This is a genomic window from Halomonas sp. KM007, from assembly GCF_050709225.1.
GTDB lineage: Bacteria > Pseudomonadota > Gammaproteobacteria > Pseudomonadales > Halomonadaceae > Vreelandella > Vreelandella hamiltonii.
In genome coordinates, this window is sequence record NZ_CP136131.1 from 2802181 (window position 1) to 2821909 (window position 19729).

Annotated in this window: 20 protein-coding genes and 1 pseudogene; 9 read left to right on the forward strand and 12 right to left on the reverse strand. The window is 60.8% G+C overall.

The features are described 5' to 3' along the window. Nucleotides 1-170: 170 nt before the first annotated feature. Nucleotides 171-1235 (reverse strand): IS3 family transposase, encoded by a 1065-nt coding sequence (locus RVM27_RS13210; protein WP_498956794.1) that lies wholly within the window; start codon nt 1233-1235, stop codon nt 171-173. Next, on the reverse strand, nt 1232-1438 hold the full coding sequence (locus tag RVM27_RS13215; protein ID WP_498956795.1) for a hypothetical protein: 207 nt from the start codon (nt 1436-1438) through the stop codon (nt 1232-1234). Before RVM27_RS13215 ends, RVM27_RS13210 begins: the two co-directional genes overlap by 4 nt. 113 nt (nt 1439-1551) lie before the next feature. On the opposite strand from RVM27_RS13215, the gene RVM27_RS13220 reads away from it, so the two are divergent. Further along, nucleotides 1552-2064, forward strand: a complete 513-nt coding sequence (locus tag RVM27_RS13220) for a LabA-like NYN domain-containing protein (protein ID WP_498956796.1) — start codon at nt 1552-1554, stop codon at nt 2062-2064. Here the strand turns inward: RVM27_RS13220 and RVM27_RS13225 are convergent. Further along, nucleotides 2025-2321 (reverse strand): DUF1330 domain-containing protein, encoded by a 297-nt coding sequence (locus RVM27_RS13225; RefSeq protein WP_016914775.1) that lies wholly within the window; start codon nt 2319-2321, stop codon nt 2025-2027. The two genes, RVM27_RS13220 and RVM27_RS13225, sit on opposite strands and share 40 nt — an antisense overlap. Before the next feature lie 22 nt (nt 2322-2343). Then, the gene (locus RVM27_RS13230) at nt 2344-2877 is read right to left on the reverse strand and encodes a hypothetical protein (protein ID WP_039183489.1); all 534 of its coding nucleotides are present in this window, start codon (nt 2875-2877) and stop codon (nt 2344-2346) included. Between the two features lie 216 nt (nt 2878-3093). Between RVM27_RS13230 and RVM27_RS13235 the strand changes: the two genes are divergently transcribed. After that, entirely contained in the window at nt 3094-3348 is a 255-nt protein-coding gene (locus tag RVM27_RS13235) for a hypothetical protein (protein WP_232710704.1), read from the forward strand. 76 nt (nt 3349-3424) lie between these two features. On the opposite strand, the gene RVM27_RS13240 is transcribed toward RVM27_RS13235, so the two are convergent. Continuing rightward, nucleotides 3425-4327 (reverse strand): LysR substrate-binding domain-containing protein, encoded by a 903-nt coding sequence (locus tag RVM27_RS13240; protein WP_100730830.1) that lies wholly within the window; start codon nt 4325-4327, stop codon nt 3425-3427. A 165-nt stretch (nt 4328-4492) separates the two neighbouring features. On the opposite strand from RVM27_RS13240, the gene RVM27_RS13245 reads away from it, so the two are divergent. Beyond that, nucleotides 4493-5071, forward strand: a complete 579-nt coding sequence (locus tag RVM27_RS13245) for an NAD(P)H-dependent oxidoreductase (protein WP_498956797.1) — start codon at nt 4493-4495, stop codon at nt 5069-5071. Between the two features lie 2 nt (nt 5072-5073). Here the strand turns inward: RVM27_RS13245 and msrQ are convergent, their stop codons facing one another. Together msrQ and msrP are read right to left on the reverse strand one after the other, a co-directional pair. Then, entirely contained in the window at nt 5074-5697 is a 624-nt protein-coding gene (gene msrQ / locus RVM27_RS13250; RefSeq protein ID WP_498956798.1) for a protein-methionine-sulfoxide reductase heme-binding subunit MsrQ, read from the reverse strand. Then, nucleotides 5697-6713 (reverse strand): protein-methionine-sulfoxide reductase catalytic subunit MsrP, encoded by a 1017-nt coding sequence (gene msrP, locus RVM27_RS13255; protein ID WP_498956799.1) that lies wholly within the window; start codon nt 6711-6713, stop codon nt 5697-5699. Before msrP ends, msrQ begins: the two co-directional genes overlap by 1 nt. Nucleotides 6714-6890: 177 nt before the next feature. Here msrP and RVM27_RS13260 point away from each other — a divergent pair, with 177 nt between their 5' ends. From RVM27_RS13260 to RVM27_RS13270, 3 genes are all read left to right on the forward strand, one after another. Further along, entirely contained in the window at nt 6891-7235 is a 345-nt protein-coding gene (locus tag RVM27_RS13260; RefSeq protein WP_498956800.1) for a DUF2157 domain-containing protein, read from the forward strand. A gap of 67 nt (nt 7236-7302) precedes the next feature. Beyond that, nucleotides 7303-7671: a hypothetical protein gene (locus RVM27_RS13265; RefSeq protein ID WP_498956801.1), complete on the forward strand. Its 369-nt coding sequence runs from the start codon at nt 7303-7305 to the stop codon at nt 7669-7671. 130 nt (nt 7672-7801) lie between these two features. Next, the gene (locus RVM27_RS13270; protein WP_498956802.1) at nt 7802-9622 is read left to right on the forward strand and encodes a mechanosensitive ion channel family protein; all 1821 of its coding nucleotides are present in this window, start codon (nt 7802-7804) and stop codon (nt 9620-9622) included. 84 nt (nt 9623-9706) lie between these two features. On the opposite strand, the gene RVM27_RS13275 is transcribed toward RVM27_RS13270, so the two are convergent. Then, nucleotides 9707-12925 (reverse strand): acyl-[ACP]--phospholipid O-acyltransferase, encoded by a 3219-nt coding sequence (locus RVM27_RS13275; RefSeq protein WP_498956803.1) that lies wholly within the window; start codon nt 12923-12925, stop codon nt 9707-9709. Nucleotides 12926-13088: 163 nt separating this feature from the next. Here RVM27_RS13275 and RVM27_RS13280 point away from each other — a divergent pair, with 163 nt between their 5' ends. Further along, nucleotides 13089-13934, forward strand: a complete 846-nt coding sequence (locus RVM27_RS13280; protein ID WP_498956804.1) for a class I SAM-dependent methyltransferase — start codon at nt 13089-13091, stop codon at nt 13932-13934. Nucleotides 13935-14038: 104 nt separating this feature from the next. Here RVM27_RS13280 and RVM27_RS13285 read toward each other — a convergent pair whose 3' ends face one another. After that, a complete protein-coding gene (locus tag RVM27_RS13285) occupies nt 14039-14245 on the reverse strand; it encodes a cold-shock protein (RefSeq protein WP_009095703.1) in 207 nt (68 codons plus the stop codon). 222 nt (nt 14246-14467) lie between these two features. Continuing rightward, nucleotides 14468-14683, reverse strand: coding sequence for a TIGR02450 family Trp-rich protein (locus RVM27_RS13290; RefSeq protein ID WP_498957780.1), 216 nt, complete (start codon nt 14681-14683; stop codon nt 14468-14470). A 193-nt stretch (nt 14684-14876) separates the two neighbouring features. Here RVM27_RS13290 and RVM27_RS13295 point away from each other — a divergent pair, with 193 nt between their 5' ends. Beyond that, nucleotides 14877-16145 (forward strand): dicarboxylate/amino acid:cation symporter, encoded by a 1269-nt coding sequence (locus tag RVM27_RS13295; protein ID WP_039183853.1) that lies wholly within the window; start codon nt 14877-14879, stop codon nt 16143-16145. A 97-nt stretch (nt 16146-16242) separates the two neighbouring features. On the opposite strand, the gene RVM27_RS13300 is transcribed toward RVM27_RS13295, so the two are convergent. Continuing rightward, nucleotides 16243-16416, reverse strand: coding sequence for a YqaE/Pmp3 family membrane protein (locus RVM27_RS13300; RefSeq protein ID WP_498938618.1), 174 nt, complete (start codon nt 16414-16416; stop codon nt 16243-16245). A 157-nt stretch (nt 16417-16573) separates the two neighbouring features. Here RVM27_RS13300 and RVM27_RS13305 point away from each other — a divergent pair. Then, a pseudogene (locus tag RVM27_RS13305) lies at nt 16574-18569 on the forward strand (TonB-dependent receptor family protein). A gap of 102 nt (nt 18570-18671) precedes the next feature. Here the strand turns inward: RVM27_RS13305 and RVM27_RS13310 are convergent. Beyond that, nucleotides 18672-19670, reverse strand: a complete 999-nt coding sequence (locus tag RVM27_RS13310) for an NADP-dependent oxidoreductase (RefSeq protein ID WP_287806242.1) — start codon at nt 19668-19670, stop codon at nt 18672-18674. Between the last annotated feature and the right edge of the window lie 59 nt (nt 19671-19729).

The following is a 19729-nucleotide window of genomic DNA, read 5'->3' on the forward strand; positions in this document are numbered from 1 at the left end:
AGTATGTCTATTACATAAAAATGAATTTTTTAATACTAGCTTGTCAAATTTAGGGCGCTGTTATTCGTATTCGTTAATGCTTACTGCTGGCGACTGGATACCCGAACAAAAGTACTAGGTGTCGGGTCCCGTGCGGTAACTGTCAAGGTATCTGTCGCCCTGTTTGATTTTTATGCAGCTATTTTCTCTACCTCCCTAACTACCCGGCGCTCTGGGTTTAGCGATACTAATGTCACAGGATGCCAGTTGCGGGTGTCTCCACTCCAGCGCTCAGGATGCACAGCTCTGGCTGCAAGGTTGAGGGCATGTCTCTTGGCCAATATGACTTTGTCTTCTCCTGTGTGGCGCTGCATCGGCGTCACGAAGCGGATAGCACTGTGGCGGTGCTCATAGTTGTACCACTGGACGAAGCCGTGCACCCAACGCTGGGCAGCTGATAGGTCAGCGAAGCCACTGACAGGGTAGTTCGGCACATACTTGCAGGTGCGGAACAGAGCCTCGGAGAAGGCGTTATCGTTGCTCACACGCGGTCGACTGAACGAAGGCTGGATCTGCAGATCTCTCAGCTTCTCAAGCAAGGTAACGCCTTTGAAGGGGCTGCCGTTATCTGCGTGCAGCACCAGAGGCTGGCCTACCATGTTTTCGGCCAGCACGGCTCGCTCAATGACACGGCGTGAGTTAGCTGCAGACTCCCCCAGAAAGGCTTCCCAGCCCACGACTTTACGGCTGAAGATGTCGAGGATCATCACCAGATAGTAGTAGGTACCCTTGGCTGGCCCAGGAAGCCAGGTGCAGTCCCAGGACCACACCTGGTTGGGGGCGGTTGCTGTATGTGTAGTCGGCGCTGGCTGTGATTTGCGGGCTTTGGCGCGTCCCCGGTGTGCCAGCTGGCCATGTTTACGCAGCACTCGATAAAAGCTCGATACGGAGGCAATGTAACGCTGCTCTTCATCCATCAGCCGAATAACAATTTGATCCGGCGGTAAAGCAGCAAACTCGTCACGGTGGCATTGCCTCAAGATCTCGGCCTCTTCTTCTGGGGTCAGCGCATTAGCGGGGGCTGGGCGTTCGGCTAAAGGGCGTTTGTCGCCTGTTAGCTTTCCCGTCTGCATCCAGCGTTGGTGAGTCCGGATAGAAATCCCGACGACTTCACAGGCAGCCGTCAAGGTGGCGCCCTCGTTGCAGGCGGCAGCAATCAGCTCTACGGCACGTTGGCGATCCTCGATGCTGATCATGACTCCTCGTCCCCCCCTACGGCGCCAGCGCCAATACCCAACACGCCATCGGCACCGGCGTGTTTGGCGGCATGGTCAGCGGTACCTTGCTGGTGGTGCTGTTCGTTCCGGTGTTTTTCGTATTCGTGATGGGGCTTCAGGAGCGTGTGTTGGGGTGGCGCGCGCGCCGTCATGGCTAGAAAGCGGCTTGACGCCAGGCTCATGGCCTCTTTTATTCAGGAGTGAAGGTCTGATGTGAGGAGCCCAATATACTGAGTTCGAGGGCATGGGTTATCGCGTACCATGGGGGCACACTCACTGCCGAGGCCCCCGTGCCATGACCCGCGTTGCCATCTTCGTAGACACTCAGAACGTTTACTACACCGTACGCGACGCCTACGGCAGGCACTTCGATTACCGCCGTTTCTGGGCCAAGGCAACGGCGAACCGGGAGGTGCTGGCCGCCCGCTGCTATGCCATCGACAAGGGCGATGCCAAGCAGCGTGAGTTCCAGAATATCCTCCGTTCGATTGGCTTCGAGGTCAGGTTAAAGCCGTTCATTCAGCGCGCGGATGGTTCGGCCAAGGGTGATTGGGACGTGGGCATCACTCTCGATGCCATCGAATACGCCGAGAAGGCGGATGTAGTGGTGCTGGTCTCCGGCGACGGCGACTTCGACCTGTTGGCGCAGAAGATCCGTGAGGGCCACGGCAAACGGGTGGAAGTCTACGGCGTGCCCCAGCTTACCGCTGCTTCCCTGATCAACGCCGCCAGCCAGTTCATCCCCATCGAGGGCGACTTGTTGCGCCATCACACCTCTTCAATACCCTCTACCAAAAAGACGCGGTAATCGGCGCCCAGGAAGCGGTGTTGGCGGGCTTCCTGGTAGGCGGGGCTTTGGTACCAGGCGCGGGCGGCGGCCATGTCGGGGAAGCGCAGGATCACGGCGCCTTCCATGGCGCTGCCTTCCAGCACTTCGAAGTCTCCGTAGAAGGCCAGCGGCTGCGGGTCGTGGCCTTCTCGAGCGGCTTTGGCCTTTTCGCTGTAGCGCTGCATTTCTTCGCTGTTGTGGGTGTGTTCACGGGTCAAAACGACATAAGCAGGCATTGTGTTTCCTTGTTGGTCGACGCTACGGCGTCTCGGTCGGGTGGGAGTCATCGGCTGGCGCCTCGGGGTCGGCGTCGGCCATCGGTTCGATTTGACGGTTTTCCAGGGCGGCCAACGCGACCTTGTAGCAGTCTTCGATGTGGCTGTTGCCCATGTATTTCATGGCGGTAAAACTGATGCCGCCCGCCACGGCGCTGCCAATCAGCGGGACGAATTTGCTGGTGCCTTTGGCGGCGACTTTGATGCCCATCTTGCCAAGCAGGGTCACGATCAGGTTTTTGGTGATGTACCTGCCCGCCATCTTGCTGCCGGTATTGGAGATGGCGGTCATGACGAACAGCTTGCTTTCGGTATCCAGACGGTCGATCTGCTCCGGCGTTAGCCCAAACTGGCTGTTGATCTTGGGGATGATGCGCATCAGGATCGCCACGTCCGAGCCAATGTCCAGCCCCGGCACGGGAATCATCGCCGTACCTGCAGAGAGGCCCGCGCTGCGTGTCACCATGGCATGGCAGGACTTCTTGATGGCGTCGAGTTCTTCCCTTGTTTCGATCATTGCGCAATCCCTTTTAACGATGGAGTGTCATCACCTTAGTGGATGTTGGCTTTCGCGACACGTTGTCTGCTGGGCGTTGTCTCGTGGCCAGTCGGCTCGGCCAAAAAGAATGCTAATCGCTTTGCCGCCATGCAGCCACTGGCGGGTAAGCAGCTTGGCAGATTTTAGCGCTATAGTGACGTCTCTTTCCCCTCACTGGCTGAACGCTTTTATCACATGACCTCATTCAGAGCCGCGCTACATCGGCAGTTAGCTCCTGAAGCTCGCCTTCAGCAGGGCTTGTCGGTCACTAACCGTATTATCTGTCTGGGTTTCATGGTCCACAACAACGCTTTCCTGTTGCGCCTTCTACGCTTGGCGCGAATGCTGAGACTTGCCCGTCTGGGCCGCTTCAGCCAGGCGTGGGCAGCCTTGGCGGCCGCATTCAGCGATGCGTTTCAGCAGAAACGTGACCACCTGGCAGAGAAATAGAACAGGCGGGTTACCACCAGCATCACGTCGATAGGCGTGCGTATGCAAGGGCTGGCGGTGGATGGCTGTACTGACATCACGGCACCGCAAGCTGCGGTGGCAACCGCTCGGCCAGAAACTCCATGAACAGCCGCGTGCGATGGGAAAGCGTGGCCTGCCGGTAGTAGACGGCATGGATGGGCTGTGTGATCAGCGTGGTGTGGTCGGGCAACACTTCTACCAGCGCGCCACGCTGGCGGGGTGCTTGGGTCATGAAATCGGCCAGGCACACGATACCGACGCCTGAGATTGCCAGCTCCAGCAGGGTGGTGCCGCTGGACGCCGCCAGGGTGGGCGTGATGTGTAGCGGCTGGCCATCGGCTCCGTGCAACGGCCAGCAGTTGAGGTGGTCCAGCTGGCTGAAACCGAGCAGGGTGTGTTGGGCCAGTTCCGCTACCTGAGAGGGGGTGCCATGGCGCGCCAGGTAGGCGGGGCTGGCCAGCACGCGCAGGGCGCTGTGGCCCAGGGGGCGCGCATGGAGCGACGAATCTTCCAGCGCGCCAATGCGAATGGCCAGGTCGACCCGCTGTTCCAGCAGGTCTACAAAGCGGTCATGGGTATCCAGCTCCAGGGTGATTTGCGGGTAGCGGGCGCGAAACTCCTCGATCAGCGGCACCACCACGAACTGCATGAAGCTGGGCGCGGCATTGATGCGCAGCCGCCCGCTGGGCTGCTGATGGCGGTCCTGCACGGCCTCTTCGGCGGCTTCCACGGCGGTCAGGATGCTGCGGCAGTGGGTCAGAAAGGTGTCGCCTTCTTCCGTCAGCTCCAGCCGCCGGGTGGTGCGGCGCAGGAGCGTGGTGCCCAGCTTCTGTTCCAGCCGGTGCAGGGCGCGGCTGACGCCGGAGACCGTCATGGCCAACTGCTCGGCGGCGGCGGTGATCGAGCCACAGTCCACGACGGTAATGAAGGCTTGCTGCTCTTCCAGAGTGCTTTTCATGAATATCAGGCCTGGTCGTGGCAAGTGATTGTTGATTTTTGAGCAAGAGTATCTTGCGGGAAGTACGCTGTTTTCATGGCATTGTTCACTGCACAATAGCGCCCACTCAATGCTCCGCTGTTTATCATTAGGCGGGCCAGTCAACCACAAAGTGAGGTGTCAGTCATGAAGATACTGTTGATCAATGGCGGTAAGGCGTTTGCCCACTCTGGTGGTGAACTCAACAATACGCTGCATGCCGTCGCAAAGGAAACCCTGCTGGAACTGGGGCATGACGTGCGCGAGACGGTCATCGAGCAAGGCTACGAGACTGCTGCCGAAGTACAGCACTACCTGTGGGCCGACACCATCGTGTACCAGATGCCCGGCTGGTGGATGGGCGCGCCCTGGACGGTCAAGCGCTATATCGATGAAGTCTTTACCGAGGGGCATGGCGCGCTGTACGCAAGCGATGGCCGTTCGCGTCAGGACCCTTCCAAGCAGTACGGCAGCGGCGGGCTGCTGCAGGGCCGCCACTACATGCTGTCGCTGACCTGGAATGCCCCTGCCGAAGCCTTCGATGAGCCGAGCAACTTCTTTGAAGGGCGTGGGGTCGATGGCGTCTACTTTGCGTTCCACAAATCCCAGCAGTTCGTCGGGCTGGCCGCCCAGCCCACGTTCATCGCCAACGATGTCATCAAGGCACCGGACGTCGAGCGCGACAAGGCGGAGTATCGTCGCCATTTGCGTCGGGTGTTCGGCTAGTGCTACCTGAGCTGACTGGCACGCTGTCGCAGCTTGGGCAGCGTGCGTGCCACTGGCGGTAGGCGGGTCGCCATGATCAGGGCGGAAACGGCGGCATACACGGCCCATTCGCGTAGGTCGGCGCGCACCACCCAGAAGAAGTGCAGCATTACCAGGGCGAGGATGACGTAGGCAAACTTGTGCAGGGGTTTCCAGCGTTTGCCCAGCCGCTGCATCGACCAGCGGTTGGAGGTTGCTCCCAGCACGGCCAGCCCCAGCAGGGCTATCATGCCCACCACGATGTAAGGCCGCTTGACCAGCTCACTGCCCAGCAGTGCCCAGTTCAGCCCCAGAATGAACAGGGCATAGCTCAGCAGGTGAAGGGTCGCGTAAGCGAGGGTCCACAGCCCCAACTGCCGCCGGATCAGGTTGAAGCCTTTCCAGCGGGTGAGCTTGGTCAGCGGGGTCAGGCTCAGGGTCATCAGCAATAGCCAAAGCGCGCCAATGCCCAGGTTCAGTAGCAGGTAGCGCCCGGGTTCCGGGCCAGCGGCGTTGCTGGCCACCTGACCGCTCCAGTACAGCAGGGGGGCCAGCGCGGCCAGGAACACGCCGCCGCGCCATAGCCACCAGGTGCGTGGTGTGGCCATCAGTAGTTGGCTCTCAAGTCCAGGCCGGCATACAGCTCGGCCACTTCGTCGGCGTAGCCGTTGAACATCAGGGTGTCCATGGTATTGGGGCTGAACAGGCTGTTGGGCAGGCGGCGTTCGGTGGCCTGGCTCCAACGGGGGTGATCCACTTCCGGGTTGACGTTGGCATAGAAGCCGTACTCGTTGGGGGCAATCCGCTGCCAGGAGTTCATCGGCTGCTCTTCGACCAGCGAAATGCGCACGATCGACTTGATGCTCTTGAACCCGTACTTCCAGGGCACCACCAGGCGCAGCGGTGCGCCGTTTTGATTGGGCAGCTCGCGGCCATACATGCCCAGCGCCATCAGGGTCAGCGGGTGCATGGCTTCATCCATGCGCAGGCCCTCCACGTAAGGCCAGTCGATCAGCGAAAACGATGAGCGCTGGCCAGGCATCTGCTCTGGGTCCACCAGGGTTTCGAAGCGCACGTACTTGGCTTTGCTGGTGGGCTCGGCGCGAGTGATGATGTCGGCCAGCGGAATGCCCAGCCAGGGAATGACCATCGACCACGCCTCCACGCAGCGCAAGCGGTAGATGCGCTCTTCGAACCGGGTAGGGCTGACGAGGTCTTCCAGCGCAAAGCGACCACCGTTGTTCACCTCGCCATCGACCACCACGCTCCAGGGCTCGGTTTTTAAACTGCCAGCCCGGCGGGCGGGGTCGGTTTTTCCGGTGCCGAACTCATAAAAGTTGTTATAGCCGCTGGCATCGTCGAAGGGGGTTAGGGTGTCTGTATCGGGGTCGCTGGGGGTCACGGCTCCCCACTGGGTATCGCCGATCTTTTGCTGCAGCCACTCTGGGCCGCTGCCCGCTGGCACATCCGAATAGTCTGCATTGGCGCGGGCGTGCCCCGACAGCGCAAGCCCAGCCCCCAGCCCTGCCATGCCGCCCATGAATTGTCGGCGCGACAGATAGATGGATTCCGGGGTGACATCCGATTCTTTCAAATCACTGGGCTTGGCAATTTTTATCAGCATGGGGGAGCCTCTGCGTAGAAGAGCATGTCCAAGGTGCAGGAAGAGCGTCACCTTTGACGATGGATGGCAGGAGAAGTTCTCCACTTCTGTTTCAGTGTACAACCTTTATATCGCTTTGGCGCTGACTGGCGTCATGTCTTACTGGCCAAGGCCTTGGCCCCTGTGGACTCCATGCGTATGCCTTCAAGAGTTGATGAGCAGAACCCCCTGAGCTACCCAACGAGCGCGGACTGGCACCAGCTGTTCATGCGGCTGCTGCCTTGGCTGGGCTGCCTGGCCCTTGCCGGTGCGCTGCTGTTTTTCGTGGCCTACCACTGGGCCGGCATGGGACGCTGGGCGCGGCTGGGCTTGCTGCAAGCCGTGCTGTTGCTGGCCGTGGGCATGGCGCTGTGGCAGTCCCGGCGGCCCAGGGGCAGGCAGTTGGCGCTATGCATGGCGGTGTGCGTGGTGGGTGTGCTGCTGGCGCTGATCGGGCAGGTGTATCAAACCGGGGCAGACCCGTGGCAACTGTTTGCGGGTTGAGCGGTATTGGCCCTGCCCTGGGTCGTCATGGCCCGCCTGAGCGAGCTGTGGCTGCTGTGGTGGGCTGGTGAACATGGCCATCTGGCTCTATGCCAGCGTTTGGGGGTTATGGGGTGCGTTGGGATGGCTTCAGGTGGCGGGCCTGTGGGGACTGGCGGTGGTCAATAGCGTGGCGCTGGCCGGTTGGGAGTGGGGTGTGCAGCGGCGGGGCTGGTCAGCGGGCTGGGCGCTGCGCGTGCTGGCGTTGGGCAGCGGGGTGCCGGTGACCCTGCTGATGATGCACTGGCTGTCGGGCGCGTTGACCCACGCTTTTCTGCCTGTAGCCGTATATGGCGCCTGGCTGGCGCTGCTGTTGCTCGGATACGCCCTTGGCCAGTGGCTGGTGTTGGGCGCAGGCGTGGTGCTGTGGCTGGTGGCACTGGGGCACTACTGCTGACGGGGCTTTATGATGAGGCGTTGCAGCGCCTGGGAGGGTTGGCACCGTGATCGCCCGCCGGGGCGTGACTTGCCTCACAGGCTAACGTGGTCTGTACTTGGTCCAACCATAAGCACGGATAGAGGCGAGAATGACGAAAGCACACGGATGGCGATACTGGCTAGTACTGCTGGTAGGGCTATGTTTCTCGCACATGGGCCTGGCGCAGAGCCAGGGCGACGAAAGCGAAGATGAACGCTGGTTCACCGCAGACACGCTGAATGCCGGACTGGGCGAAGTGCCGGAAGAGGTCAAGCGGCTAGCGCCCAGGGAAGCGATTCGCAGCTTCCTGACGCTCACCGAGGAGGGGGACTACGCGGCCGCCGCGCATCTGCTCAACCTGGCGGATATCGACTCGGGTGAGCAGCCCGGCCGGGGGGCCGAACTGGCCGAGCAGCTGGCCGAAGTATTGCGGCGCGGCGAGTGGCTCAACGCCTCCAACTTGTCCGGGCGCCAGGATGCGGCCATTGAAGACCCGTCCGGCCAGAACCCGATGACCGGCCAACCCCGACGTAATATCGAGCTGGCCTCGTTGCAGATCAATGGCGATGCGTACGATGTGCGCCTGGGCCGTTACCGCATCCCCGATGAAGACCCCGTGTGGCTGGTGATGCCGGAGAGTGTGTCAGCGATTCCCGAGCTGTATGAAGAGTACGGGCCTTCGGTGATCGAGCAGTATATCCCCGAGCGGTTCAAGACCTCGTTCGGCATGCTGAAGGTCTGGGAGTGGCTGGCCATTCCGCTGTTTCTGCTGACGGTGAGCGGAGTGGGCGTCGTGGCCTACTATGCCGTGAGGCTCGTGGCGCGCCTGTTGCCCTCCGGCGTATCGACCATCTTCGCCGACCAGATCGGGGTGCCCGTTGCGCTGATCGTGATGGCGCTGTTCACTCAGGCACTGCTGGATTACGTGGTGTCGTTTTCCGCCGTGGCCACTACCACCTTCCGGGTATTGCTGATTGCCGTGATGGCCTGGGGCGGGGGCACCATCGCGCTACGCCTGGTGGATACCATCATGCTGCGCATGACGCGTCGTCTGGTGGGGGAAATCGACGATACCAAACCCCGCGACAAGCGCCGTCTGCTGACCAGCCTGTATGCCCTGCGGCGCGGCATCATCCTGGTCACGCTGGTGTCGGTATCGGTGTACGTGCTGGGGCAGATCAAGCTGTTCGAATCCCTGGGCCTTTCGCTGTTGGCCTCGGCCAGCGTGCTGGCCGTGCTGGTGGGCATTGCGGGCCAGGCGGTGCTGGGCAACATTCTTTCCTCTTTTCAGCTCTCCCTGGCCAAGCCGGTGCGCATCGGTGACCTGGTGATCTTCGAGGGCCAATGGTGCTACGTAGAGGGTATCTTCTATACCTTTATCCGCCTGCGCTCCTGGGATGAGCGTCGCTTGATCGTACCGGTGACCTACTTCATCTCGAAGCCCTTCGAGAACCTGTCGGTCAAAAGTGCCAAGATGTATCGCTTTCTGGAGCTGACGCTGCACTTGAGTGCCGACATCTCCAAAATTCGTGAAAAGTTTATCGAATTTGCCGAGGCCGAAGAGTCCGTAGTCGAGCACCACAAGCTGCTGTGCTACGTCACGGGGCAAACGGCACATGCGCAGACCGTCACCTGCTACCTGATGACCTCCGACCCGCTATCGGGCTGGACCGCCGAAATGAACATCCGCGAGCAGCTCATGGCCTACATCCGCGATGAGCACCCCGAATGGTGGCCCCGCGAGGTCATGGTCATTAGCCACCACGACGTTGCCAAGGGCCACGGCCAGCGCTCGGGAACCACGTCGAGCGCCCGCCAGGAAACCCATGAACGCACCCCCCGCGGGCCCGGCGAAGGCAGCAGCGACAACCGCGGAGACGCCAGCAGCGAAAGCAGCTCAGAAACCGGAGGCAACAGCGCCCCCGACTAGGGGCGCATTTGCCTGTGTTTGTGTCTGTGTCCGTGCCTGTGAAAGTCCTTGCCGTTTGCCCTCTGTCGGCCGCGCTACTGAGTATCAAGGCTCCCTGAGCTGCTGCTCTGCCAACCGCTTGGCGCCCGCGAAGTCGGCTTTCTTGGCAAAGCGCGTGTAGCGGTCGATGAGGGTCAAGAAGCCGTCTTCGTCCATGTATCCTTTATCGCCCGTGACGTACCACCGTTGCCCATCCAGTGTCTTGAGTGCCGAGGCAGTGCGTTCGGGGTCATTAAGGTAGCCTTGCATGACCTGAGGGCCACTGACGATCACCATACCGGCTTGCCCGGTGGGCAGTTCATCCAGGCTTTCCGGGTCGACCACTTTCACGCTGGTGCCCGGCAGCGGCATGCCCACCGTGCCCGGCTGATGCCCCTTTTGCAGCGGCTGCGAACGGGAGCCCAGCGTGTCGGGCAAGTTGACCGAGACCACCGGAGCGGTTTCGGTGGCCCCGTAACCTTCATAAATGGGCTTGCCGAACTTGGCCATGAAGCCTTCTCGTACGCGCTCATCCAGCTTCTCGGCACCGGCGACCACGATGCGTAGGCTGTGCAACTGCTCGGCTTGCACTTTGGGATGACGGTTGAACAGCCGCAGCAGGCTGGAGGTGCTGAACATGATGGTGGCCTGGTGCTGGCTGACGGTCTTGGCAACCCCGGATACGTCGGTCGGGTCGGCGTGGCAGACCAGGGGCAGCCCTTCCACCAGTGGCAGCAGCTGAGTCACCGTGAACCCAAACGCATGAAATGTCGGCAGCGAGGCCATCACCACATCGTCGTGTTGGGTGTTCAGTACGTCGGAGGTTTGCTTGATATTGGCCATCAGGTTGCGGTGGCTGAGCATGACGCTCTTGGGCATTCCTTCGCTGCCGCTGGAGAACAGGATGGCCGCCGTGGCGCGGGCATCCTGTGCGCGGCAGAAGAGCGTTTGCAGCAGCCAACCGGGGAGGCAGCGAACGGCTAGCCAGGTCATCAGCCGCTCCCGGCGCGTCATGCTGGCCTGCAGGTCTTCCAGGTAAAGAACGCGAAGGCTGGTCAACAGCGGTGTGACGTCGAGGCCGCGCTGCTCCAGCCTGGTGACAAAGCGTCGGGAGGTGAGCAGCGTGCGTACCTCTGCCTGCTGAAGTGCAAAGGCCAGCGCTTCCTGGCTGGCCGTATAGTTCAGGTTGACCAGCGTTTTACCCGCCAACAGCGTCGCCATATTGGCCAATACCCCCGCCGAGCTGGTGGGCAGCAACACCCCGACGACGGGCTCCTGGGCGCTGTGGCGCATCAGACGCTTGGCGATCAACAGGCTGCCCGTGAGCGCCTGGCCGGCACTCAATGCGCCACCCAACGTATCTGCCACGGCAGGCGCGCCGGGGCGGCGTTTGACGCTTTTGATCCAGGCGCAGGGCAGGCTGGGCAAGGTATCCATGGCGTGCAGCCAGGAGTGGGTGGCCTGTTCGAAAATGCGCCGCTTGAGCACATCGGCGGAGGTGTCTTTCGGCAGCGGCTTGCCAAAGGCAACCACCACGGAGCGGTGCAGCGGCGCGTTGCGCAGTTCCTTCAGCTTGCTGGAGGAGCGGGAGAACTGACTGCCCCACAGCCCGCGCAGATAGAAGGGCACGATGCACACACTCGGGTCGGCCTGCTGGCAGGCGCGCTGGTAGCCTCGGCGCAGCTCGCCCAGTTGGCCGTTATAGCTGATGGCACCCTCTGGAAACAGGCACACGACCTCGCCTGCATTGAGCATGTTGGCCACTTTGGCCAGCGCAATGTCGGCCTGCTCGCCGCGTTCGATGGGGATGCAGCCCAGGGCCTTGAAAAACCAGCGCAGGTACCAGCGTTGATAAATGGAGCGCAGCATCACGAAGCGCACGGGGCGTGGGCTGGCAATCTGCACCATGGCCCAGTCGATCCAGCTGATATGGTTGCCCAGCAGCAGTACGCCCCCCTGGGCAGGCAGGTTCTCCAGGCCATGCACTTCAACCCGATAGCGGCGGGTGAGCAGAAATCCCAATACGAAGCGCACCAGGCTCTGCGGCAGTTTCAAGATAGTGTAAGCGCCGCCCGCCATGGCAACGCTGGCAATCAACAGCAGCAGATAGTGGCTATCGACCCCTGCCAGAGCGAACAGCGCGGTGAGCGCCAGAAAGCCCAGCATGGCCAGGTTCTGGATCCAGTTATTGGCGGCCATCACGGTGCCCAACTGGTGGTCGGCCGCATGGAACTGAATCAGTGCGTTCAGCGGCACGATGAACAGCCCGCCCATGATGCCGATGAACACGAAGTTCAACGCCTGGCTGGTGGGCGTCGTGAACAGGGGAAGGCACCACAGGCCGATGGCGACCCCAACGGCTCCCACCGGAATCAGCCCGGTTTCGATGCGGTTTCGGGACAGCGAGCTGGCCAGCAGCGACCCCAGCGCAATCCCGATCCCGCTGGCGGCCAGGATGGCTTGCAGCACCAGCGTGTTATCGATGGAAAGCGTATCCTTGGCATAGGACGGAAAGGCGGCCAGCAGCACCTGGCCCACCGACCAGAACGTGGCCAGGCCGATGATCGACAACCGCAGTACGGGCTGCTGGGCAATCAGTCGCAGGTTTTCCCTGAGGGCGGTGCCGCTGCGGTAGCGCGCCCAGGTCAAGGGGGTAGGCGCGGGGCGCGGTGGGTCCAGCGGCAAGCGGTACAGAGCGACCACCTGCAGGACGCTGTTGAGGACCAGCAGCCAACCCAACGGGGCAATGTGGCGCAGCAGTTCGGCAGGGGAGCCGCCGCCCGCAGGCACCCAGTATTCGAACAGCGCGGTAAAGGCCACGGTGCCTGCCAGTATCGCGGCGATGGTGACGGCTTGCACCAGCCCATTGGCCTCGGCCAAACGTGGCTTGCCAAACAGCCCTTTCACCAACCCGTACTTGGCAGGGGAGTAGAAGGCCGACTGAATGGCCAGCAGCAGCGTCATGGCAAACGCCAGCCAGAACCAGCCCTGGTAGTAAGCCGCCGTGATACCGAGCGACACCGCCACGGCCGCCCAGGCCGAGACGCGCAGCACGCTGACGCGGGGGATTCGGTCGGAAAGATGGCCCGCAGGGCTGAACAGCAGAATGAACGGCAGCAGAATCAGGCCATTCACCAGCGCCGTCAGCACCACCTGTTGCGTACCGTCGTAGCTTTTGAAAATCGTGTTCTGGATAACGATCTTGTGCCCTAGATCCACAAACGCATTGAGGAAAATGGCCATCAGGTAGGGCCAGGCGCCCGCGCTGCGCAGCAATGCTTGCATGGTGTCTCGCCTTGTTTGCCGGATGCCTGATACACCTGCGCGCATTGTGTTGTGCGGGCTTTCCGGTATCGTGGTCGGTTTTGAAACTGATCGTCTTGCAGGGTGATGCAGTATAGCGTGCTTGCGCATACGCTCGACAAGGCTGCCAAGAGAATCCCCATTGATGAATAGCACCCCCTTTCAGGCGTTGGCCTGCCCGCTCGATGGCGAACCGCTCTATCTGGAAGGCAATACGTGGCGATGTGTCGCTCGTCACGCTTTCGATGTGGCCAGACAGGGGTATGTGAACCTGCTGCCGGTGCAGCAGAAGCGCTCGACGGACCCTGGCGATAGCAAGCCCATGGTGGCTGCCCGCCAGCGTTTTCTGGCGGCGGGGCATTATCGGCCGATTGCCGAGTCGGTGAGCGAGATCCTCCAGCGCCATGCGCATGGGCAGGAGGCGTATCACTGCCTGGATGCGGGGTGTGGCGAGGGGTACTACCTGCGTGAGCTGGCGGGGCGGTGGCCAGCCGAACAGTCGCTGGCGCTGATGGGGTTGGATATTTCCAAGTGGGCGGTGCTGGCGGCTGCCAAACAGGGGGCCGAGACGTGCCGCTGGGTGGTGGGCAGCAATGCGCAGCTGCCGGTACAGTCGGCCACGCTGGACAGCGTGCTGTGCCTGTTCGGTTTTCCGGTGCATGCGGAGTTTGCGCGGGTACTCAAGCCGGGTGGGCAGCTGCTGCAGGTGGAAGCGGGGCCTGAGCATTTGCGAGAGCTGCGCGAGGTCATCTACCCGACCCTGAAGCCCGCCCGTGACAAGCCCCCCGAGGTGCCCGCAGGCTTTGTGGCGCATTCAGCGCATGAGTTGCGCTATGCGGTCACTTTGAAGGGGGCCGAGCCGATTGGCGATTTGCTGGCCATGACGCCTCACCTTTACCGCGCCAGTGCCGAAGGCCGTGAGCGAGCGGCGAATCTGGAGGCGCTGTCGTTGACCGTGGATACACGGCTCATCGTCTGGGAGCGAGTGTAGTTTGCAGATGACGCTCAAACGCAAAAAGGCCCGCCGAAGCGGGCCTTTCTGGTGGAGCCCATCACACGAGGCGTGGGTTCCAGCAAATGCTCAAGTCCGAAGACTTAGGAGATTTGCTTGATGTTAGAAGCCTGCAGGCCTTTTTTACCCTGGGTAACGTCGAAAGAGACGTTAGCGCCTTCTTGCAGGGTTTTGAAGCCGTCAGACTGGATTTCGGAGAAGTGTGCAAACAGATCGTCGCCACCGTCAGAAGGAGCGATGAAACCGAAGCCTTTGGTGTCGTTAAACCATTTAACTGTGCCAGTTGCCATTGTGTAGATCCTTTGCGCTGATGCGCCTTAATAAAATTCCTGGTATGACCCAGATGAAGTAGCGGGTGAAACAAGGAATACAATATTCAGGCTAACGAAAAAGATCGTACGCAACTGAAACCATGCTGCTTGCTTACTAACCAACTGACGCTACAGTGTCATGCTTGCGCTGCCGGGTCAAAGCCTTTCGTGATTATTTTTTGAGTATTGCCATGGAATGGCCTATTTCCAGCCCATTTTCCACGTCTGCTCATCCTTGAGCGCCTGCCAGGGCAGCGTGGTTTCACGGTGGGAATGCACGGCTTCCAGCACGACATCGACGACCTGCTCTTCCTCGTCGCGCAGCAGTTGGGTCACGATGAAATGTTTTTCCTTGTTGCGAGGCGTGACCGCGGTCCATTTGCTGTGGTGTAGCTTGTTGGGGTTGATGCTGTTTATGGGAGCTCCGGCAATCGAAGAGAAAACCTGTGGCGTGGCTAGGGTGGTGGAGAACGGGGCCTTCATGCGCGTTGTAAAATGGGGCCCATGCGCCATGCTAAGCTAGGCCACGTCATGATGTTGCGACGCACGATGTAGACCACTGATTCCTATTACTGATTCCTACCAACCATTTATACCAACAGGGCACTCAATGAAATATCTATGGAAGCGCTATCTTCAGGCGTCGCTTATTTTACGCGTGACCATTGCGCTGGTTTTGGGCGTGCTGGTCGGCCTGGTGGGCGGCGAGTGGGTCGCCACATGGCTAGGCCCGGTCGGGGATTTGCTGCTGCGTCTGTTGACCTTTCTCATCGTGCCCATCGTGCTGTTCACGCTCATGGTGGGAGTGAATCAATCGCGTGAGGGGAGCGCCGGCCGGGTAGGGGGCAAGGTGTTCTTCTACTATTTGGGGTCCTCCGCCTTGGCGATCATGGTGGGCTTGAGCGTGGCGACGCTGTTCAGTCCTGGCAGCGGCATGACGCTGAATGATAGTGCGAGCTTTTCGGTTCCCGAGAGCCCTGGCGTGGTCGATGCTTTGCTGAACATCGTGCCCAGAAATATCGTGACGGCCTTTGCCGAGCTGAACATGCTGGGCATCATTTTTACCGCCTTGGTCTTTGGCATTGCCCTGCTGAAGTTGCGCCAATCCGAGCAGCAGCATGCGCTGGGAGAACAGCTTTATCAGGTGATCGAAGGGCTGAACGAAGTCACCCTCAAGGTCATGGCTGGCGTGCTGCATTTCGTACCGATAGGGGTCTTTGCCATTGTCGCCAAGACGGTCAGCCAGCAGGGAATGGCAACCCTGGTATCGCTGGGGGATATGGTGATGGTGCTCTATATCGCCCTGGGGGTACAGCTGCTGATTTATTGTCTGATCATGATGCTGTTCGGAGTGAAGTTACGCACCTTCTTTCGTGAGGCGCGCACGCCCATGGCGACTGCTTTTGCGACGCAAAGCAGTGCAGGCACGCTACCCTTGACCATCAATGCAGCCCAACGCATGGGCATCCCGAAAAGCATCTATGGCTTCAGCTTGCCGCTTGGGGCAACGCTGAACATGGATGGCGCGGCAATTCGTATTGCCATTTCGGCGGTGTTTGCCGCCAACGTCATTGGTGCCCCGCTCGATTTCATGAGCATGGCCCAGATCGTGCTGATCGGCACGCTAGTGACCGTCGGGACGGCGGGTGTGCCGGGGGCGGGTATCATCATGATCGCGACGGTATTTGCTCAAGTGGGCCTGCCCATTGAAACCGTGGCGCTATTGACGGCAATCGATGCGTTGGTCGGCATGGGGGCCACGGCACTGAACGTGACGGGAGACCTGGTCGGCTCGTCCGTGATCAACCGCAGTGAAGGGAACGACCTGAGCGAAGCGCCACCCGAAACGGATAGCCCCGCTGTTAACAAGCAGGCATGACCTTCGGAAAGAACCTTCGGAAAGAAAAGGACGGGGGCAAAAACGCCGCCTTGCACGAGGCAAGGCAGCGTTTGTCAGACGGGGTGATACGAACGGGCTAGTGCTTCAAGATGACATAGAACGCATGAAGGATGCCCGGTATGAAACCAAACAGGGTCAGCAGGATATTGAGCCAGAAATGTCCTTTTAGCCCGACTTCGAGAAACACCCCGAGAGGGGGGAAGATCACCGCAAAAATCATCTTGATCGGGTCTGTCGCTGTAAACGCCATAAAGCCTCCTTTACTTTTTTAGCTAACCTATAAGACCAACCACTTACACTATCGTTCAGATTAGGCTGAGCGCCAATCATTGGGAAGGGAATCCATGCATCGTTTTCAATTACCGTTTTCACGTACACCGCTGGCTCTGTTGTTGGGGTCGGTGGTGATGACCCCGGCGGCGGCGCAAACTGCGCCCGAGGCCAGTACCGTGCTGCCTGCCGTGGAGGTCAGCGCTCCCCGTTTGGCCCGTGAACTTTATGCCACGCCAGCGGCTGTTTCGACTATCGACGCCCAGGAGATCCAGCAGGGGCAGCAGCGGGTGCGGCTGGATGAGTCGCTGAACAGGGTGCCCGGGGTATCGCTGCAGAACCGCGATAATTTTGCCCAGGGCCAGCGTATCGCCATTCGTGGTTTTGGTGCCCGGGCGCCGTTTGGCGTACGGGGGATTACGGTGATGGTGGATGGCATTCCGTATACCCTGCCGGATGGTCAAGCGCAGCTGGATGCCATCGACCTGGACAGCGCCGAACGGATCGAGGTGATTCGCGGCCCGTCATCGGTGCTCTACGGTAATGCTGCCGGGGGCGTGATCGACGTGACCACGGCCGATGGGCGCGACAACCCTGGCACTCGCATCCGCCTGGGGGCGGGCAGCCATGGCTATCAGAAAGTGGCGCTGCAGCACGGTGGCGCGCAGGGGGATTGGTCGCATCATGTCAGCTTGACGGCCCTCAACGTGGATGGTTATCGCGAACAGAGCGCCACGGAAAAGTACCTGCTGAATGCCAAGCTGCGCCGTGAGTTGGGCAGTGAACGGGCACTGACGGCCATCATCAACGTGCTGGATAACCCGCGCTCGGAAGACCCCGGTGCCCTGACGGCCACTGAGGTTGCGCAAGGGCGCGATCAGGCCGCCCAACGCCCTGGCGCTGGATGCCCGGCAGCAGGCCGAACAGCAGGTGCTGGGGCTGCAATACGAAGACTTGGCGCTGGGGGACGGCGCCTTGTACCTGCGCGGTTTTGTGGCTCGTCGTGATTTCGAACAGCAGCTGCCGTTTGTCGGTGACAGCCGTTTGGGCTATCGCCGTGATTACATGGGGGCCAGCGCCGAGTATCACCAGGCGGCCATGCTGGGCGAGCTGCCCCTCGATTACGTGGTCGGCGTCGACCTTGCTCGCCAGGAGGATGACCGCTACCGCAATCGGGTCAATGCCGTGGGCGCGGTGGGAGACGCCTCGGCTGACGAAACCCAGCGCGCTACCTCCAGCGGCGTCTTTGCCCAAGGGGACCTGGCGCTTTCCGAGCAGGTGACGTTTTCGCTGGGCGCGCGCTTCGATCGTGTGGCGCTCAGGGTAGACGATGACTTTCTGGCAGATGGCGACCAGAGTGGTCGACGCTCCTTCAGTGAATGGAGCGGCTCGGCCGGGGTGAGCTATCGTTACCTGCCGCAGCATCAACTCTATTTGAACACCGGCACCGCGTTCGAAACCCCGACCTTTGCCGAATTCGCCAACCCTGCGGGCGGGGGCTTCAACCCAGCCATCGAGCCGCAAAAAGCCTGGAATCGAGAAATCGGGCTGCGCGGGTATGTCGAACCGCTGGCCCTGGATTACGATCTGGCGCTGTTTTCCGTGCGGGTGCGCGATGAGCTGGTGCCTTTCGATGAAGGAGGGCGCACCTTCTACGAGAATGCCAGCGATACCCGGCGTGACGGGATCGAGTTGGCGCTAGGCTGGCAGCTGGCCGATGCATGGCGGGTGAACAGTGCCTTGACGCTGGCGCGCTACGAGTTCGATAACTTTGACGACTCAGGGGCGAACTTTGATGGCAATCGGCTCCCCGGCTTGCCCGAGCAGACCTGGATCAACCAGTTGACCTGGCAGCAACAGGAACGTTTTGCCACGCTGGAAACCGAATATATCGGCAGCCTGATGGCCGACAACGCCAATGCCACCCAAGTCGACAGCTATTGGCTGGTCAACCTGCGTGTAGGCGATGAGTGGCAGCTCAGTGGTGATACGCGGCTGAGCGCTTATCTGGGGCTGCGTAATCTGTTCGACGAGGAGTACAACGACAACGTGCGCATCAACGGCACCTTTGGGCGTTTTTACGAGCCTGCGCCGGGGCGCAGTGTTCATGGCGGCGTCGAGCTGAGCTTTTAAGCCAAACCGATCGCTAAGCCAACACGATAGCGCTGTAGATAGCAGGGGGCAGCCTGGGCTGCCCCCTGAGCATAAGATGGGGTGGTAGCGAAGCTTGGTGAGTTACAGCTTCACCAGCATCTTGCCCGTGTTGGCGCCTGAGAAGAGCGCCAGAAACGCCTCCGGGGTACTTTCCAGGCCTTCCTTGATGGTCTCCTGGTAGACGATGCGACCATCGGCCACCTGAGGCGTCACTTCATTCAGGAAGTAGCGATAGCTGGCCCAGTGATCCGCCACGATGAAGCCTTGCATCCTGGCCTTGCGGACCACCAGTTGTGACAGGTTGCGGGGGCCAGGCGCAGGTGCCTCGGCATTGTAGCCTTCGATCATGCCGCAGACGGCGATACGCGCCCCTTCGTTGAGCTGAGCCAACGCGGCTTCCAGGCAGATGCCCCCCACGTTTTCGAAGTAGACATCGATGCCGTTCGGGCTGGCAAGCTTGATGGCGTCACTGAGCTCCTGCGCAGTGCGGTCCTGATAGGTGACTGGCTCGACGCCGATGGATTCCAGCCAGGCCAGCTTGTGGGTCGCCCCGGCAATGCCCACCACATGGCACCCCTTGGCCTTGGCCAGCTGTACCGCCAGTGACCCCACGGCACCGCTGGCGGCACTGACCAGCACGTTATCGCTGGGTTTGCATTCGGCAATCAGGTTCAGGCCTGTCCAGGCGGTCATGCCCGGCATGCCCAGCACGCCCAGATAGGCTTGCTCGGGGGCGTCGCCTTCCGGCAGCGGGGTGACGCTTTCGCCCGGCAGTTGGGCAATGTCTCGCCAGCCGCCCATGTGACTGACGCGCTGGCCTTCCTTGATATCGGGATGCCTCGATGCGATGACGTCACCAATGGCGCCGCCTTCCATGGGCTTGCCCAGCTCGAAAGGGGCAATGTAAGTGCGTATCCCCGTCATTCTGCCGCGCATGTAAGGGTCGACCGATAGCCAGCGATTCTGGATGCGAACCTCGCCTTCTTCCAGTTCCGGCAGCTCGGCACTTTCCAGCGCGAACGTAGAGAGGTCGGGTAGGCCTGCGGGGTAGGTCGTGAGCGTGTAGAAACGAGAAATCATCATAGCCTCCTGCTGTCAGGGAATGCGGTAATCCTTGCCTCATAAAGACCATTAGCCTG